Raw genomic sequence first — 17328 nt, forward strand, 5'->3', positions numbered from 1 at the left:
GAACGCTATTCCTCGGCAGGCTTCGGTGTGGAGACGAGGAGGTCGAAGAGAAGTCCGCTCGAGCCCTCCCCCCGGCCCTCTCCCCGGTGGGCGGTCAGCCAGATGGCCACCCGGCCGTCGCGCCACCGGGTGCGGTTGTAGGCGACGGACAGGCGGGTGCCGGCCTGCGGCACCTCCTCCTCGTTGACGAAGTACTGCTGTCCGCGGTCGAAACCCTCGCGTAGCAACGTGGTTCGCGGCCGAACCGGTTCGCCGTCGACGGCGCCGGGCAGCGCGGCGCGTTGGAGCTGTGTCTCGCGGTTGTCGTTGGGGACATGCACGGGAACGAACGGGATCCAGTGCTCGGGGATGGTGTTCATCGCCACGTAGGAGAGGTCGGCGCGCGGTTGGTCCGGGGCGGGTGGCGGACCTGCCAGCCGGCGCCGGTAGGCCAGGACCTCCCCCGCCGCCTCGCTGCCGCGGTGCGGTGTCCCGGTGGGGAGGCGGACGGTCTGCTCTATGCCCCACACCAGGTTCGCGTTCTCGTCGCGGATCAGCAGCACCTCCTCCAGCGGCGGGCCTTCCGCGACCTTCGGCACGCTCGGCGGGAGGAACAGGTCGGTGTCCGCCGGCACCTCGTCGGTGCCGATGGTGTCGAGGCCGAACATCGACCAGCGTTGCCAGTCCTCGTCGGAGCCCGCGCCCGCCGGGGTGACCCACTGCCGGTGGCCGAACACGTCGGTGACCACCAGGCCGCGGATCCGCGCGACGGTGCCGGCCGGCAGGTCGCACGGCACCTGGTACCAGTCGTTGCTGAACACCAGCGCGAACTCCAGGAACACCAGGCGGGCCAGGTCGGTGCTGTCCGGGCGGACCGCGGCGAAGTTGGTCTTCCCGTCCTCCAGTGCCCACCACCGCGGCAGCGGCATGCCGGAGTAGCGCACCGGCGCCGGGAACACCGTCCTGTGCAGTGGCGGCTCCGGTGGTTTCGCACCGCCGAGCGGCGGGCCGGGGTCCACGGAGAACGCGTGCCAGTCCAGTTCGCCGCCCGGGTACTCGCGTGCCGTGAGCACCTTCTCGACACCGCCCGGCATCGCCGCGGACACCGAGAACCGGTGCTCGAGGCGCCGCGGGTCCCAGGTCGCGTTCCCGTCCGGGCGCGCAGGCGTCACGCCCGTCGGCTGGTCGATCAGCGCGTCGAACCAGCTGACCAGCCGCTTGCCCGCGTTGACCAGCGCGGTGTGGTGCAGCAACGGGATCGTGTTGATGCCGTCGTCCGCCTCGCCGCCGCCCTTCACGTACAGGTACAGGTCGTAGCCGTCCATGCGCCGCCCCGCGACGGCCTGCATCGTCGCCCACACGGCCGGGTTGGCGCGCTGTGTGACGTCGGCGGCGGTGGGCAGCCTGATCGGGTACTTCTTGGCGTACTGCTCCTCGAACTTGAGCACGTGCCCGAGCAGCCCGAGTTGGCCGAGCAGCTTGAACCAGCGGTGGCCGATCGCCAGCCGCAGGTCGAAGGCGATCTTCTCGGCGCCGTAGGTGAACGGCAGCCGCCGCCGTTCCGCGACCGTCTCCAGTGGACGGTCGGCCGGCAGTCCCTCCGGGGGGCCGTCGAGTGGCCGGAACCGGCTGGGTCGCGACTGCGCGACCGAGTACGTCACGGTCACCGGTGAGCCGCCGTCGGTGCCGTGGAACTCGCCGAGCTGCCACTGGCGCGTGAGCAGCCACAGCGGGTCGCGGACCTCGGCGTGCAGTGCGCAGTCGAAGTCGGTGGTGCGTGGGCGGCCCTCCAGCCGGTTCCACAGTGGTTCGGTCATCGGCCGGCCCTCCAGCGCAGGTTGGCCACCGCCAGGTCGGTCTCCTCCGGCCGGGCCGCCGACAGCACGGTCGCCGGAAGCAGGTGCGCGAACGCGGTGGCGCCGAGGTGTGCTGGCTCGACCGCCCGCGTCTTCGCCAGCTCGAACGTCTCGGTGACCGCGTCGACCAGGTCGGCGGTCGCCCACTGCCCGCCCGCGACCCGCACCGGCGGCACGACCAGCAGCATCGCCTGCGGCGGTTCGGAGTCGGGTCCGTTGTGGTGCACGGCCACCCCCGTGGTCTCGCGTTCGGCGGGGACCACCTCGGTCCACTCGTCCAGCAGGAGCCCGCACTGCTGGTCGCCGCTCAACCCGGTCGCGTAGTGCGCGGTGAACAGCAGCCGGTCCTCGCCGAGCTGGTTGGGCAGCTTCGGGTCCTTCGCGAACTCCAGGCCCAGCCAGTGATCGCCCTGGACGAACGGCAGCTGGACCGGCGACAGGTCCGGGTCCGACCGGTTGGGCAGCCCGGTGCCGAGCAGCCCGGAGGGCCCGAAGAGGGCGTCGGACAGCACGACGGCCTGCTCCCACAGCCTGGGCTTCTCCCGCACCCGCGCCATTCCGTGCAGCCAGTCGTCGACCGGGAAGTCCCTCGCGGGCCTCAGGTGGGCGACCAGCTTGTCGCTGTCGGCGCGTGCCTTGCGCCACTGCTGGATGACGGCCTGCGGCGGGGTGAACTCCGGCACGGACAGGACGTCCTCGCCGAGCAGGGCCTTCAGCGCGTCGGTGGCGGCGCGGACCCGGTCGGGCCCGGTGGCCGCCGTGTCGTGGAGCTGGAGTGCCTTGTTCGCGGCGTCGCGCCGCGCGGCCAGCTCGTCCACGAGCTTCCTCGCCCGCGCCAGCAGGTCCGCGGCGAAGGCCACGGCCCGGTCCTGGAACGGGATGAGGTCGAGGCCCTGTGGGTCGGCCGTGGCGGGCGGCAGCTTCGCCGCGACGTCCTTGAGCAGGTCGCTCAGGTTCGGCTTGTCGGTGCCGGCCAGCTGCTTGAGCCCGGTGACGCCGCCGGCGAACGTGTTCCTCAGGCCGGTGACCCGGTTGCGCATCTGGTTGGCCGTCTGGTCCCGTGGCGCCGGCCGGGTGGTGAGCAGCCGTTCGGCCTTCTCCAGCAGTTGGAACCGCGGCTCGGCCGGGCTGTTCGGCAGCTTCTTCTCCTGGTCGAGCAGCACGTTCGCGGCGGCGAGCGCGGTCGCCATCCGGGCGGCCAGTGTCGCGACCGCCGCCAGGAGCTCGGCGAACACCCCGCGCCGCCACTGCGCCAGCTCGCCCCAGCCACTGCGCACCAGGCCGAACCCGCTCGCGGTCACCGCCAGCTTCGCGTACCGGATCAGGAAGGTGTCGATGCCGTTCAGCACGGCGGTCCGCGCCGGCGGTGCGCCGTCCGGGTAGAGCAGGCCGAGATCATGGACGTAGTCGGCCACGTCCTCGATCAGGCCGGTCAGGGACGCCAGCACGGCGGACGGCCGCTTCTTCGGCAGTGACACGGCGTCGTCGGCGGCACGGTCGACGGCGGCGCCGCCCGCGGCCGGCGTGAGGTCGCTCTGGCGCAGCGGCCGGGAGGTCGTCAGCAGCGTGCGCACCGCCGCGACCAGCGGCGACACCTCGAACAACGTGACCTTCCCCGCGACGCGGGTGGTGTACTCGATGTGCAGCTCGTAGTCCGGCCGCGGCTTGGCGTCGTCGATGACCACGCCGAGGACGCGGTCGTCGAGGTCGGTCATCGCGGCCTGGTCGGCCGGGCGCAGCGCCCACAGCAGGTCGATCGGCGACAGGCCGGCGTCGGCCTGGGTGACGGTGCGGCTGTGGGTGTCCCCGTCCTCGTCCCGCCAGGTCACCAGCGCCGCGACGTCCGACGGTTTCGGCAGCACGGTGGGCAGCCAGTCGTTGACCGCGGGCTCGGCCTGCGCCCTCGGCTTGTTGTGGCCCAGGATCGGCGCGCCGTGGTCCGGGTCGAGACCCGGGGTGAGCTGGAGCCCGAGGCGGTGCGTGAGGGTGGTCCCGCTGCGGGGTGTCTCCACCACCGACGGCGCGGGTGGGAGCCCTTCCTTCGCGTACGCGTCGAGCGCGGCGGACGCGCGTTCGGTGTTGCCCTGCAGCGCCTGGTGCGCGCCCTCGGCGACGGCCACGTCGGCCACCGCGTCGAGCGCGTTGCGCAGCGCGTTCACCTCGGCCCGGAGGTGGCCGACCTGGGCCGGGCTCGCGGCGGTGAGGTCGTCGAACCCGAACGGGTAGTCGTCCGGGTGCTCGGTGCCGGGCGGGGCGCTGTCCCGGAGGGCGTTCACGTGACGCAGCAGCGGCAACCCGTCGATCACGTTGCGGGCCTCGACCTGCTCGATGCTCCGCGGGGCCGCCTCGTCGTCCGGCGGGATCGCCGTGTCGTCGATCTTGTTGGCCCGCAACGGGAACTTCAGGCGCAGGCCGGCGATGAGCTCGTCCAGCCCGGCGTCGCGGTCGTGCAGCCCGCGCTCGAAGCGGTAGCCGAGCAGCGCGCCGAGCGACTGGCCCTGGCGCATCCCGTCCGCGATGGTCAGCGCGAGCCGGACCCGCTCGGAGCTGAGGTTGACGGCGAACACGCCCGGCTCGGCGGGTTCGGCGTTCGCGAGGTAGCCGGCCCGCAGCACCGCGGCGGTGCGTGCGTGCGCGGGCGACGGGGCGTGGACGTACCCCGCGTTGTTCCGGTCGTGCGGGAGCTGGCCGGGGCCGAACACCGCGGTGAGGTCGGCCGGCACGTCGACCATGTCCACCGGGTCGGTGTTCCTGGTGACGTGTTCGAGCCACCCGTAGGCGCCCAGGTGCACCCCGCCCGCGGGCTGGCCGGCCCGCATCTCCGCGAGCCGCTCGTTGACCAGCCCGAGCCGCCACGCGTCGAGGCGGTAGGTGGCGCAGTCGAGGTGCTCGGCGAACACCCGCTCCAGCTTCGCGGTGGACAGCCCGGCCAGGATCGTCAGCGCCTCGGCCTGCTCGGCGGGCACGGTCCCGGGCGCCAGCATGACCGCGTGCCGCGCGAGCAGGTACAGCAGCGCCGAGGGCGGCACGCCGTCGGCGAAGCCGAGCTGGTCGCGGATCGTGTCCTTCCCGCTCTCGGCGAGCCAGGTCAGGTAGTCGCGGCCGTCGGTGGTGTACGGGCGGATCCGGTCCGTCTCCGACAGTGGGCGGTCGTCGACCACCGGCGGGACCAGTGGCTCGGCCGCGTCCGCGAACAGCCCGCGCAGCAGCTCCGGGTCGGCCTCCTGGCCGGCGCCGAGCCGGGCGAGCAGGTCCCGGACGGGGTCGGCGAGCCCGGCCACCGCCGGCGCCGCGTCGCCCGCGGCCACGTTCTGGACGTAGCGGAAGTGGTACTCGGCCGAGGTCGGGTGCAGCGCCAGGATGTCCAGCAGGGTCTGGTGCCGGTCGGGCCCCGGCTCGTCGAGGTTGGCGACGTGGACGAGCGCGTCGTGCCATGACTGTGCCACCTGCCTCAGCACCGCGTCGAGCGCGGTCCGGTGCGTCGCGGCGGCGGGGAACGCGAGCCGGGAGAACACGGTCGTCGGCAGGATCCCGTAGGGCTGGCGGCCGATCCGCACCGCGGGCAGCGGCCCCCGGCCGGACACGTTGGCGAGGAAGAACTGCCGGGTCTCCTCGACCTGCGCGGGCGTGAGCACGCCGTTCAGCAGCGCCGGCAGGTAGTAGCCCCAGGTCGCGGGCCACAGGGCGGTGTGCGCGGCCCGCGCGTCGCGCCGGTCGGTGCCCTCCGCGTTCGGCACCCCGGTCATGACGGCCGGGGCGAGGCCGAGCAGCTCGGCGAACCACTCCCCGTCGGTCCTGGTCGTCCAGCCGGCCGCCGCGGTGGCCGGGGAGAGCGTCGCCGCCAGTGCCGCGTCGGCCTCCTTCCCCGGGTCCTGGCCGGCCGGGCGCTCGTCGGAGTTGTTGGTGGGCGTGCCCTGCGGCAGCAGGCTGAAGCCGGACGGGCTGCGGAGCTGGTCGGTGAGCAGGCCGCCCAGCGCGCTCGCCGTCTGCGCCGGCGTCGCCTGCTCGCGAAGCCCCAGCACGACGAGCCGGTCGACCTTGTCGCGGAAGCCGTCCTGCAGCGGGATCCGCATGCCCATGCCGGCGGCGACGGCCTCGTCGAAGCTCGTCAGCCAGCGCAGGGCGGGCGGCACGGACAGCGTGCCCGTCGCCTCGTCGATCCTGAGCTGGGAGGCCGCGGGCTCGTTCGGGTTCGGGCTGACCGCGAGCCCCTGGCGCACGGGCTGGCCGGTCTTCGCGAACACCTGGGTGCCGCCGGCGTACCCGAACACGGTGAACCGGTCGGGCAGCAGCGCGGCGGTGGCGGCGACGGTCCAGGACTGCGCCGCGATCTGGTCGGCGGCCACCGTGGGCAGCACGAGGAAGGCCACCACGACGCCGTCGCCCGGTGTGGCGGGTGCGGCGTCCACCCCGGAGGGCCGCCGCGACCTGATGGCGGCCGCCCTGGTCTGGTTCTGGCCGACCGCCGCGAGCAACGCGATCTCGGCGGCCCGCCGCTTCGCGCGGTCGCCGTGCGCGCGCCACACCGCCGTCCAGTATGCGATCGTGGGCTGCCGGTCGTTCGCGGCGACCGGCTGCGGGCTCGTGACCACGAGCACGACCGCGCCGGCCGGGGTCCCGAGTGGACGGTCGCCCGGGTTGGCCGGCTTGCGGGTCTGGAGCAGCCAGCCGGCACGACCGGCGGGGATCCGCGCGACGAGCTCGTGCCACGCGGCCCGCTCCCCCACCGGCGCACCGCCGGAGGCCCACAGTGCGGCCCAGTACGCGTCCAGCGCGGCCAGCTCGGCCTTCGTCGGCCGCGGTTCGAACTTGTTCACCGACCACTCGTCGGGGAACACGCGGACCAGCAGCTCCGTCTGCGTGAAGCGGGTCTCGACGCGCACCGGACCCAGCAGCACCGGGAAGTCAAGGCTGAGCGGCATCCGGCAACATCTCCTGTGCGTGTATGGCGACCAGGACCGGGGCCTGGAAGAGGATGTACGCGGCGTCGGCTGCGGACAGGTCCGGCTGCCACGGCATGACCCGCACGTCGTCGTCGCGCTGCAGGGTCTTCTCCTGGTCGTCCTCGTCGTGGTTGAACTCCTCGAGCGAGACCGTGGGGCCGCCCGCGAACCGGACGAACCCGTGACCGGCCGGGTCGACCCGGCCCCAGGACAGGTCGTTCCACACCTCGACGCGGGTCGGCGGGCCCGGCTGGTCCTCGTCGAGCCCGAACCGCGGGTCACCCGGCCGTTCCTTCAGCACGAAGAACCAGCCGAGGTCGCCGTCCTCGCCGCGGGCCTCGGCGGCGTCGAGGTCGAAGCCGAGCAGGTAGATGTCCGGCTCGACCTTGGCCTCGAAGACCGGCAGCCGGACCAGGCCGTGCGGCGGGGCGACGCCGTCGGGCAGCTTCGCCAGCGTCCGCTCGCCGCTCTTGTCCGGGTCGTCGACCTGGCCGGGCTTGTCGGGCCACTCGGCCTTGTGCGCGTACACCGCCGCGGTCGGGTACTTCCGCAGCAGCTCGCCGCGGATCACCAGGACGAGGCCGCTCCTGGGTGGCTGCTCGCCCGGTTTCGGCCTGGGGTTGGGGTTCTCGCCGAGCGCGGCGCCCGTGCCCCACTCGTGGATCGGCGGGATGTCGTAGAGCCGTTCGCGCCGCGCCGCCGCGGTCTCGTCCGGCCGCGGCGGCGCCGTGCGCGGGTCCCAGAACTGCCGGAACGGCGTGCCGCGCTGGTCGGTCGGGTACTCCCGCCAGAGCAGCTCGCGGGCCATCTCGTGGTTGAGGCCGACGAGGAAGGACTCGATGAAGCGGCGGTTGGGCTCCAGCAGCGTGATCGAGTTCGGCGGGAGCAGCCCGAGGTTGGGCACGAAGGTGTCCGTCGACATCCTCAGCAGCTCGGTGTACATGGGCGTGTCGAACTTGGGGTAGGCCATGACCTCGGTCAGCTCGCCGTCCTTCGGCGCCAGCCGGGCGGGCAGGTGCACGGCCGCGACGATGTTGTCGATGACGGTCGTGTTCGCGTCGAGGCCGGTCAGCACGGCGGTGGTGGTGTCGGCGACGTCCAGCCGGGGCCGGGCATCCGCGTCGGTCCCGGCCGAGACGCGGAACGCCGGCCCGGCACCCGGCAGCCGCTCGGCCAGCCGTGCCGGCGTGACGAGGCCGGGCGGCGCGGCCAGTGGCGGCGCGGCGGCGACCTGTTCCTCGTCGATGCGGGTGAGGAGCGTGTCCAGCGAGGTGTCGAGGGTCCGCATCAGGCGCCCGCCCGGCCGGGTGATGCGGCGCATGGCCGGCGACACCGGCGCCCCCGCGACCCGGCTCCGCGACACCTTGAACCCGACGGCGACGACCTCGGCCGGCTCGGCCGCGCGTGCCCCGGCGGGCCGGTCGAGCACCTTGGGGTGGGCCGGCGCGGTGAGCGTGAGTGCCCGGCCGGACGCCAGTGGCTCGGCGGCGGCGCCGAGCTGGACCGGGCCGGTTCGCGGCTCGATGTGCCTGCCGTGCAGGATCTCGCCGACCTCCCTGGCCAGCTGGGCGATCCTGATCCAGGCGTTCGCCCGCCGCGCGTCACCGAGCTGCGCCCAGGCGGCGGCCATCAGCTCCTCCTGCCGCGCCTGGACGACCTTCGCGCCGAAGTGCGCGGCGACCCGGTAGCGCGGGTCGAGGTTGAGCCGGTGCACCCAGTTGCGCACCTCGGCCGCCGGCAGGTCGGTGCCGTCCGGCTTTTTCAGCAGCGTCGGGGTGAGCGCGTGCCAGCGCCCGTACAGCGGCGGGGTGATCACCGGGTCGACCTGGCCGGCCAGGTCGGGGATCTGCGCCGACAGGGCGGTGTTCGCGGTGGCGACCGCCTGGTGCTGGTACGCGTCGGCGAGGTTGAGCAACCCGGCCAGCGCGCGCTGCCACTGGTTCGGGTACGGCGGGGCGGGTGGGTCCTCGGGTTTCTGCTGGCCGTAGTAGTTGTCCCAGTTCTCGTACGGGTCGATGACGTCGTCCGCGCCGGTCAGCTGGAGCGCGCCGCCGAGCCGCAGCACGCCGCTCGGCACGGTCGGCGTGGTGAGCTCGGGCAGCCCGAAGCCCGGCGAGCGGTGCGCGTCCATGTCCCGCTGGCCGACCGGCTCCGCGGCCTCGACGGGCTTGAGCAGCCGGACCAGGAACTCGAAGTCGCCGGCGGGGCTCGTGGTGAACTGCCAGCGGTGGTAGTACGGCAGCCGGCCGGGCGCCGGCATGCCCGGCACGCCCCAGCTCGGGGTCGTCGCCGGGATCTCCCCGGGCTCGATGCCGAGTCCGGCCCGCCGGCCGGTCTCGAACGCGGGCACCACGAACGCGTGGTAGGTGGTGGTGGGCAACAGGTGCCGCGGGCACAGGATCCGCGAACAGGCACTGTCCGGGGCGGTCCGCAGCACCTCGGCGAGGGTGGACAGCACACCGTCCATGCCGCCGGGGGTCGCGTCGTCCACGTCGAGCCGGCCGGCCAGCGAGCCGTTGACGTGGACGTGCGCGAACGCACCCAGCTCCGCCGGCGGTTGCAGGGCCTGTGGTGCGGTGACGGTGATGAACGGCAGCGGTCCGCCCGCCGCGTCGCCCTCCTCGAACTCGGCCGGGCTCGCGTCACCGCCGGCGGCGAGCACGACCAGCGCGAGCCACGGGGTGAGCCGCCGGGTGGCGGCCGGCGCGGCCGGGCTGTAGCGCCAGGCGAAGTCCTCCTCGTAGAACTCGATGTGCGCCAGGTAGTTCGGCTCGAAGTTGGTGGCGTAGGGCGGCGGCTCCATCCGCGAGATCGCCCTCGGGTCGATCCCGATCACGTCGCCGGGCCCGTAGAGCTGCACCGGTTGCTCGACCAGGGTGTGCGGAGCCTCGGCGCCGGGTTCGAGCGCGTCGCCGGTCACGTCGAGCTGGACCGGGATGGTCGCCCGGCCCGCGCCGGGCTCGCCGGTGATCCTGGTCGTGAGCCCGGTCCGCAGCCACGCGAGGAACGAGTAGGCGCCGTCGGTCACGTGCCGCTCCGTTCGGCGGTCGCGGTGAGCTCGACGGGTGTCGCGGCGGCCGCCAGGCCGGTGCGGGCGACACCGCCGGCAACGAGCAGCAACGTGCCGGCCACGGCCGCCGCGAAGGCCCACCGGCCCTCGTCGAGCCCGGCGAACGAGGACCACGCGCCGGCCGCGAACTGGAGGGTGCCGCGGTAGCCGGCCTCGTTGTCGACGTGGTCGGCGCCGCCGAGCACCAGCGCCTTGCCCGCCCCGAACGGGACCGCGCGGTGGAACGCCCGGCCCGCCGGCATCGGGGCCGTCTCCTGCCACGTGCCGGCGGCGAGGTCGTACACCTCGGCCGTGGCGCGGGCGAACGGGTCGAAGCCGTCCTCGGCGGCGCCGGGTGCGCGGCCGCCGGCGACCAGCACGGTCGTGGCGGACAGGGCGGTCGCGGAGTGCGCGCCGCGGGGGTGGCGCATGGTCCCGGTGGGCGCCCACTTCGCGGTCGCCGTGTCGTACAGCTCGCAGAAGGCGAGGTCGGCGTCGGTCGTGCCGAGCGGCACGCTGCCGCCGCAGGCCAGCACCTTCTGCCCGTTCTGCAGCGCGACGGCGGTGTGCCCGGTGCGGGCGTCGGTCATGCCGGTCTCGACCGTCTCCCACGTCCCGTCGGCCGGGTCGAACAGCTCGGCCGAGCGCAGGGCGACCACCCCGCCGCCCGCCCGCTGGCCGCTGCCGCCCGCGACGAGGACGAGCCCGTTGGACAGCGTGGTCGCGCTGTGCCCGAAGCGGCCGACCGCCATCTGCGCGGTGGCCTGCCAGGTGTTGGCCGCCGGGTCGAAGATCTCCGCCGTGCGCAGCGGGGCGCCACCCGGCGCGCTGATGCCGCCGGTGGCGAGCACCTTGCCGCCGGGCAGGCGCGCCAGCGCGTGCAGCTGCCGGGCCGTGCCGAGCAGGGCGGTCGGCGACCACTGGTTCTGGGTCAGGTCGTACACGGCGCTCTGCCGCAGTCCCGTGCCCGCGGCGTCCGCGCCGCCGGCCACCAGGATCTTCGTGGCGTCGAGCACGACCGGGGCGTCGTGCTGGCCGCGCCAGCAGGCGGCGACGGCGTAGTCCGGTGCGGCCGACCATGCGTCGGTCGCGAGGATGCCGGTGGTCATCGAGGGGTCCCTCCGACTCGGGTCATGGCAGGTAGGTCTCCGCGGTCGTGGCGTGCTGGGCCGCGCCGGGCGCGGCGGGTCCGGTCAGTGCCCGGCCGCCCGCGACGAGCACCCGGCCGTCCGACAGGTCCACGGCGGGGAAGTCCCACCGGCCGGTGGCCAGTGCGCCGGTCGCGGTCCAGGAGCCGGTGGCCGGGTCGAAGGCCAGGACGTCCCGGTAGCCGGCGGTGGCGCGGGGCCGGCCGACGCCGCCGATCACGACGGCGCCTCGCGGGGTGCGGACGCACCGGTGGCCGCGGCGCCCGCCGCCGGGCAGGTCGTCGACACGCTTCCAGACGCCGGTCTTCGGGTCGTACACCTCGGCGGAGGCGAGGCTGTCGACGCGGTACGGGACGGCCGGGACGGCGTCGCCGCCGGTGACCAGGACCCGGCCGTCGGGCAGGAGCGTTGCCTGGTGGCCCTTGCGTGCCACGGCGAGGCCGCCGGTCGGGGTCCATGCCTTCGTCGCGGGGTCGTACAGCTCGCACGAGCCGAGCGCCCGCTCCCCCGCGCCGGTCGGCACCGCGCCGCCGACGACCAGGACCTTGCCCGTGCCGAGCACCACGGCCACGTGCCCGGTCCGCGCCTCGGTCATCGCCCCGACGGCCGTCCAGGCCAGTGTCGCCGGGTCGAGCAGCTCGGCCGACGCCAGCGCGGCGCCGCGGTCACCCGTGCCGCCGGCGACCAGGACGCCCGCGCCGGCGGGCACGGCCGTGTGCCGGGACCGGGCGGTCGCGAGGCCGCCCGCCGGGCTGGACCACGTGCCGGTCGCCGGGTCGAACACCTCGACGCCGGCCATCGGCGCGCCGTCCGCGCCGAGGCCGCCGGCGACGACGACGCGGCCGTCGCCGAGCCGGACGGCGGTGTGCCGCCGCCGGGCCGTCGCGAGCGGCGCGGCCGGTGTCGCCCAGGTGCGGGTGACCGGGTCGAACACCGTCGCCGCGGCCACCACCGCCCCGGTCGCGTCGGCGCCGCCGGCGACGAGCACCTGCCCGGTGTTCAGCCGCACCGCGTCGGCCTCCGCGACCGCCACGGGCGGCGCGCCGGCGGCCGACCAGGCGCCCGGCTCGGCGAGCGCGCCGCCGGGCACCTCGGCCTGGCGCAGGACGTGCAGCTGTCCGGCGAGGCCCGGGTCCGCGTGGACCCAGTCCGCCATGGCGTCCTGTGCGGTCGCCGCGCTGCGGAAGCTCGACGTCGTCGCGCTCGCGGTGGCCGGCGGGAACGCCTGCTGGTTGTTGCGCAGGTAGGCGACCACGTACCGGCTGCCGGGGACCCGCACGGTCTCCTCGGCCGAGAACGGCTGCCGTTGCTCGGCCTCCTGCCGCGACAGCGGCGATCTCGCCGTGCTGCTCCCCGCCAGGAGCTGCCCGAACACCGCGGGCGGCGGGCTGTACAGCCTCGGCCCGCGCCGCGGCCGCACGACCCGCACGGCCGTCGCCCGCACCGCGGCGACCTCGGACGGCGCCTCGTTGTCGATGATGTGCAGCTCGTAGCGGGCGCTGCGGCGCACGACCCGCGGCGACGCGATCGCGCCACCGGCGGCGACCAGCTCCAGGCCGGCGTCCTGGACCTCGTAGGCCGGCCGGGACAGCTTGGCCGCGTCGTCCATGTCCTGGAACTGGGCCATCGCGAACCTGTCGGCGGTGACCGACCGCCGCACCAGCCCGCTGCCGTCCGGCGGCGTGACCGTGAACCGCTTGCCGTCGCTCGGGCGCTGCGCGCCGACCCGGTCGAGCCGCACACCCAGCGGGATGGCCCGCTGCTGGACGAACAGCGAGCCGAGCGGGTGCAGCACCAGGTCATTGCCGGGCGGCAGCTGCCGAAGGGTGACCATCGGGTTGAACCCGCCGGCCGGCAGGCGCGTCTGCCAGCCCTCGGGCTTGCGCACCTCGGCGGCGAGCAGTTCGAGGACCGCGACCGGGGGCAGCGTGGTGGTGCGTTCCTCGCCCCAGCTGATGTCGAAGTCCGCGGAGATCTCGAAGAACAGCAACGAGATCGAGCCGCGGCCGTGTGCCCGCCACGGCGCGGGCCCTTCCAGCGTGAAGTTCAGGTCGATGCCGAACAGCCCGATGCCGAACGCCTTCAGCGAGACCCCGGCGGAGATCTCGACGACGAACGAGAACGGCGAGAACCGGAACAGCGCGTCGAAGCCGAGGTGGCCCTCCAGCCCGAAGTCGCTGAACCCCAGCCGCAGCTCGGCCTTCGCGCCGAACTGGACGGTGTTGCTGGTGACGGCGAAGTAGCCGGACACCCGGATCAGCCGGCCCGGCGAGTTGAGGATGTCGACGGAGATCCGCGGCGGCACCGGGAACGGCAGCGGCGGCGGGGTGAACGCGGGGTGGAACCCGCCGACGGACAGCACGAAGTCGGGGTTGTCGCCCCAGGCCACGAGCAGCCCCATCCCACCCTCGATGGTCATGGTGAGGACACGCGAGTCGAAGAGCTGCGCGAAGAACCACAGCCTCGACCTGTCCACCTCCAGGGCGCCGACGAAGCTGACCCGCAGCACCAGCAACGCGACGTCCTCGCTGGGCAGCACGCACTCGAGCAGCCCGAGGATGGCGATGTTGCCCGGCGGGACCTCGATGACCAGCCCGAGCGAGACGCTCACCAGCGTCGGCGTGCCCCAGCCGATCTTCGCCATCGGGCCGACGAGGAACGTGCCCTCCTCCGGCGGGAAGAACCTGCGCAGGTCGCTGATGATCCGCGGCGCGTTCGCCACCACGTCCTTCGGGAACATCACCGACTGGATCGACCCGGTGACCACGCCCTCGACCAGCGCGTCGAGGTCCATCCTGCGGTTGAGCCCGAGGATCCCGCCGACCCCGAGCAGCTTGAACCCGAACCCGAGCTGGATCCCGGCCTGGCCGAACTCGGCGGCGAGCACGATCAGCAGCGAGAAGCCCTTGCCGCCGTCGGGCATCCGGGTCGTGATCAACCCGATCGCCTTGACGTCGATGAAGCCGGCGAACGCCAGCTCCAGCGCGCCCGCGTACTCGCCGCGCGCCTCGTCGAAGTACAGGAACCCGCCACCCGCGACGATCCCGGCGTCGACCGACAGCCCGACGCCGGTCGGCGGTTTGAACGTGAAGTCCAGCTGTGCCGGACCGACGTTGCCGCCGCCGTCGGGGAAGGACAGGTCGACGAGCACCCCCATCCGTTCGACGACCGCCTGGATCGGGCCGAGGCTCGCGGCGAACCCGGCCGACAGCTCGACCGGCACGTGGCCGTCCGCGAACCCCGCCGCCAGGTACACGGTTCGCAGCTCGAGCGGTCCCAGCTCCAGGTGCACCGGCACCTGCACCTCGATGCCGCCGCTGCCGCCGAGTCGCAGACCGTTCTCGCTGTCGACGGTGAAGGACAGGTCGAACCCGGCCTCGAGCCGCGCGCCGGCGAGGAGGGCGCCGAGGAACCCGTCGCCCTTGCTCGCGTCGATCACCAGCTTCAGGCCGCGCACCTCACCACCCAGCCCGGCGGAGCCGGCCGCCTGGCCGGTCGCCGGGTCCCAGCGCAGCCCGACACCGGCCGTGGCACTGAGCTCGCGGGCCTCGAGCCGGCTGCCGCCCGCCTCGCCGAGCAGCACGAACGGCTCGCCGTCCCGGGACGCGGCCGTGACCTCGACCGCCAGCCTGCCCTCGAACCGGGCGTTCTCCGGCAGGGTGACCGTGATGCCGTCGTCGGCCCGCAGCAGCAGCTCGGTGCCGACCGGTGGCGGCGCCGTCGCGACGATCCGCACCTGCCAGTCGCCACCGTCGAACTCGGCGAGTGGCAGTGCCGGCACCGGGTTCGTCACGGTGACGGCGAGCCCGGACGGCGTCACGTCACCGCGTGGCGACAGCTCGGCGAACACGACGTCGAGCACCGGGGTGGCGCCGGCGGTGTCCTCGATGACCGGCAAACCCAACCCCCGCAACACCTTCGCGAGCGTCGCGAACAGCACGGTGCCGGTGAACCCGGGCGTGCCCCACCCGTAACGCGTGGCCAGCACGGCGCCTGGGTTGCCGAGGAACGCGGTGAGCTGGTCGAGGTGCAGCGTGCGGCGGATGTGGGCCGGGTGCAGGGCGTCACCCGCCGGCACGTCGGTGCGTTCGATCGCCCCGATGAACTCGAGTGCCTCACCGATGCCGGGTCGTGCCTCTGCCTCGCTGACGAGGAGGTGGTCGAGCACGCGGGCGGCGAAGTTCGTGGCGAAGGCGTCCAGCTCGGCCGCGGGTATCCCACTGCCGGCCCCGGCTGTCCGGAACGCCGCGCCGACCGCGCCGACGGCCTCGATCGCGAGCGCCACGGCGGCCGCGAGCCGTACCGCCTTCTCGACCGTGGCGGTGTCGTCGGCCGCCGCGACGAGCTCCTCCGCCAGCGCGGGAATCGCACGCAGATGCTGCTGTGCCCGGGCACTCGCGTCGACCATCGCCGCGTGCGTGTCGACCGAGGCGGGGAACCCCAGCCCCAGCTCGGCCGCGAACACCCGCGGGCCACCGGGACCGAAGCGCTCCTGGATCGGCCGCACCAGACCGGCGAGCGCCAGCACGGCACTGCCGAAGGTGCTCCGGACGGTCATCGCTCTCCCCCTCTTCTCCGCGGCTACCCGAGCCGGCTCGGACTCCGCTCGACCAGCGTCAGCAGTTCCTCGACGGTGGCGCACGTGACGAGCACGTCGAGCAGGAACTCCCGCTGTGCCACCAGGTCCGCGACGAGCTCGGGACCGCCCTCCGCGACGAGCACGTCGTACAGCGCGGTCACCACCCGCTCCCGGGTGACGCCGTCGATCTCGTCGGGCAGCCGGTAGCCGGGATGCCGGGCACTGCGCGCGAACGCGGCGAACCACGCCGGCCCGTGCCCCCGGTGCCACGCGACGGTGGCGCGGCGCCGGTGGTTGACCAGCTCGATCACCTCACCGCGGTGCCGGGCGACCGCCGCCCGCAACCAGCGGCCGGACGCGGACTCGCCGAGCCGGTCGTGCAGCGGCGCGAGCGGCCACGGCAGCGCGGTCGCCGACGACGCGGACCGGAACGCCGTGGTGGCGGTCGCGGCCTGCTTCGCCTTGGCCGGCAGCTTGATCTTCAGCGCGTTCGTCACCAGGGCGATCTGGTTGGCGAAGGTGGGCGCCGTGCTCTCGTCCTGCCCGGGCGGCGGCGGGTGGCCGCCCATCAACAGGCCGACCGCGCGGCCCTGCTTGTCGACGATCAGCGCGCCGGAGTCGCCGTGGTCGGCGAACCGCTTGCCCGGCTCGACGCTGATGATGTGGATCTGCTGCTGGTAGGTCTTCTGCGTGCCGCCGTCCAGGTTGAGGGTGGCGGGCATGCTCGGCGCGACGACGATGCCCGCCGTGCGCCCCGTCGTGATGCCGACCTTGAACACGAGCATGTGGGTCGTCGCGGCGGTGACCCCACTGATCGCGTCACCGCCGTTGACGTTCAGCCCGGGGATCACGTGGTCGAACTCGGTGCCGCAGTCGCAGCAGCTCGAGTGGCAGAAGTCCACCTCCGCGATCGCGCAGTCGACGACGTCGGACTCGGCCTCCACGATCTTGACGATCGAGCCGACCTGGTTCGACGCCGTCCTCGGCTTCCTGGGGAACTGGTCGCTGTCGTGGATCACGTCGTCCGGGCCCGGCTTCGGGTGGTAGACGTAGTCGCCGACCTTACCGCCGTACTTCGACATCGTGTGCCCGCTGAGCAGCATGACCGGCTTCTGGTCCTTGTCGTCCCGCACCGCGACGAACCCGAGCGTGCCGGCCTCCATCTTGGTGTTGCCGGGCGACGGCAGGATCACGTAGCCGTTGGTGATCACGATGCCGCCGACGGCCTTGGCGTAGGGCGAGGCCGTCGGCACCTGGCACACGTCGGTCGGCACGTCCGCCACGCGGGCCGGCACCACCTGGTCGGGCGGGAGCGCGCCGACCGGGCGCTTCTCCTCGACGTACACCTTGATGGCGAACTCCGAGGTGGGCACCCCGCCGGTCTCCCTGAGCCCGATCGTCACCTGGACGACCCCGGGCAGCGCGGACAGCCGCTCGCGGGCTCCGCCGGCCAGGACCTGCTCGACCCGGGCGTTCTCGGCCGCCAGCTCCTCATCCGTTCTCGGCATCGCCGCCCCCGATCCTGACCGGTGTTCCGCCGCCGATGGCGTCCAGCAGCTCTCCCGTGGTGTGGTGTCCGGTGAAGGCGGCCAGCACCAGGTCGTAGTGACGCTCGACGTCCGCGCGCAGTTCGGCGCCGCCGTGCTGGACCAGGGCGTCCCGCAGCCGGGCCAGCGCGTCCGCGCGGGTGACGCCCGCGATCTCGTGCGGGAGCCGGTAGGCAGGGTCCCGGGCGCTGCGGGCGAGTGCCGCGAGCCAGGACGGGCCCTGCGCG

The 17328-nt window shown here is 74.2% G+C and carries 7 protein-coding genes; all 7 read right to left on the reverse strand.

The window, feature by feature from the left end; translation table 11 throughout:
• Nucleotides 1-5: 5 nt before the first annotated feature.
• The gene (locus VET29_RS17385) at nt 6-1796 is read right to left on the reverse strand and encodes a hypothetical protein (protein WP_324921426.1); all 1791 of its coding nucleotides are present in this window, start codon (nt 1794-1796) and stop codon (nt 6-8) included.
• The gene (locus tag VET29_RS17390; protein ID WP_324921428.1) at nt 1793-6757 is read right to left on the reverse strand and encodes a hypothetical protein; all 4965 of its coding nucleotides are present in this window, start codon (nt 6755-6757) and stop codon (nt 1793-1795) included. Before VET29_RS17390 ends, VET29_RS17385 begins: the two co-directional genes overlap by 4 nt.
• Complete coding sequence (locus tag VET29_RS17395; RefSeq protein ID WP_324921429.1) at nt 6741-9806, reverse strand: hypothetical protein; 3066 nt, start codon at nt 9804-9806, stop codon at nt 6741-6743. Before VET29_RS17395 ends, VET29_RS17390 begins: the two co-directional genes overlap by 17 nt.
• Nucleotides 9803-10936 (reverse strand): Kelch repeat-containing protein, encoded by a 1134-nt coding sequence (locus VET29_RS17400; protein WP_324921431.1) that lies wholly within the window; start codon nt 10934-10936, stop codon nt 9803-9805. Before VET29_RS17400 ends, VET29_RS17395 begins: the two co-directional genes overlap by 4 nt.
• A 22-nt stretch (nt 10937-10958) precedes the next feature.
• Nucleotides 10959-15533: a DUF6603 domain-containing protein gene (locus VET29_RS17405; RefSeq protein ID WP_324921434.1), complete on the reverse strand. Its 4575-nt coding sequence runs from the start codon at nt 15531-15533 to the stop codon at nt 10959-10961.
• 23 nt (nt 15534-15556) lie between these two features.
• Nucleotides 15557-17062 carry a hypothetical protein gene (locus VET29_RS17410; RefSeq protein ID WP_324921436.1) on the reverse strand — a complete coding sequence of 502 codons (1506 nt, stop codon included), beginning with the start codon at nt 17060-17062 and terminating at the stop codon, nt 15557-15559.
• Nucleotides 17046-17328: hypothetical protein (locus VET29_RS17415; protein ID WP_324921438.1), on the reverse strand; the 283-nt coding region annotated here is incomplete at its 5' end. The genes VET29_RS17415 and VET29_RS17410, both read right to left, overlap by 17 nt.

It is taken from the genome of Actinophytocola sp., assembly GCF_035634895.1.
Lineage (GTDB): Bacteria > Actinomycetota > Actinomycetes > Mycobacteriales > Pseudonocardiaceae > Actinophytocola.

Bases quoted from the DNA above. Each gene is read 5' to 3' on its own strand.
- VET29_RS17385 (WP_324921426.1), bottom strand. From the start codon at position 1,796: ATGACCGAACCACTGTGGAACCGGCTGGAGGGCCGCCCACGCACCACC.
- VET29_RS17390 (WP_324921428.1), bottom strand. From the start codon at position 6,757: ATGCCGCTCAGCCTTGACTTCCCGGTGCTGCTGGGTCCGGTGCGCGTC.
- VET29_RS17400 (WP_324921431.1), bottom strand. From the start codon at position 10,936: ATGACCACCGGCATCCTCGCGACCGACGCATGGTCGGCCGCACCGGAC.
- VET29_RS17405 (WP_324921434.1), bottom strand. From the start codon at position 15,533: ATGACCGTCCGGAGCACCTTCGGCAGTGCCGTGCTGGCGCTCGCCGGT.
- VET29_RS17410 (WP_324921436.1), bottom strand. From the start codon at position 17,062: ATGCCGAGAACGGATGAGGAGCTGGCGGCCGAGAACGCCCGGGTCGAG.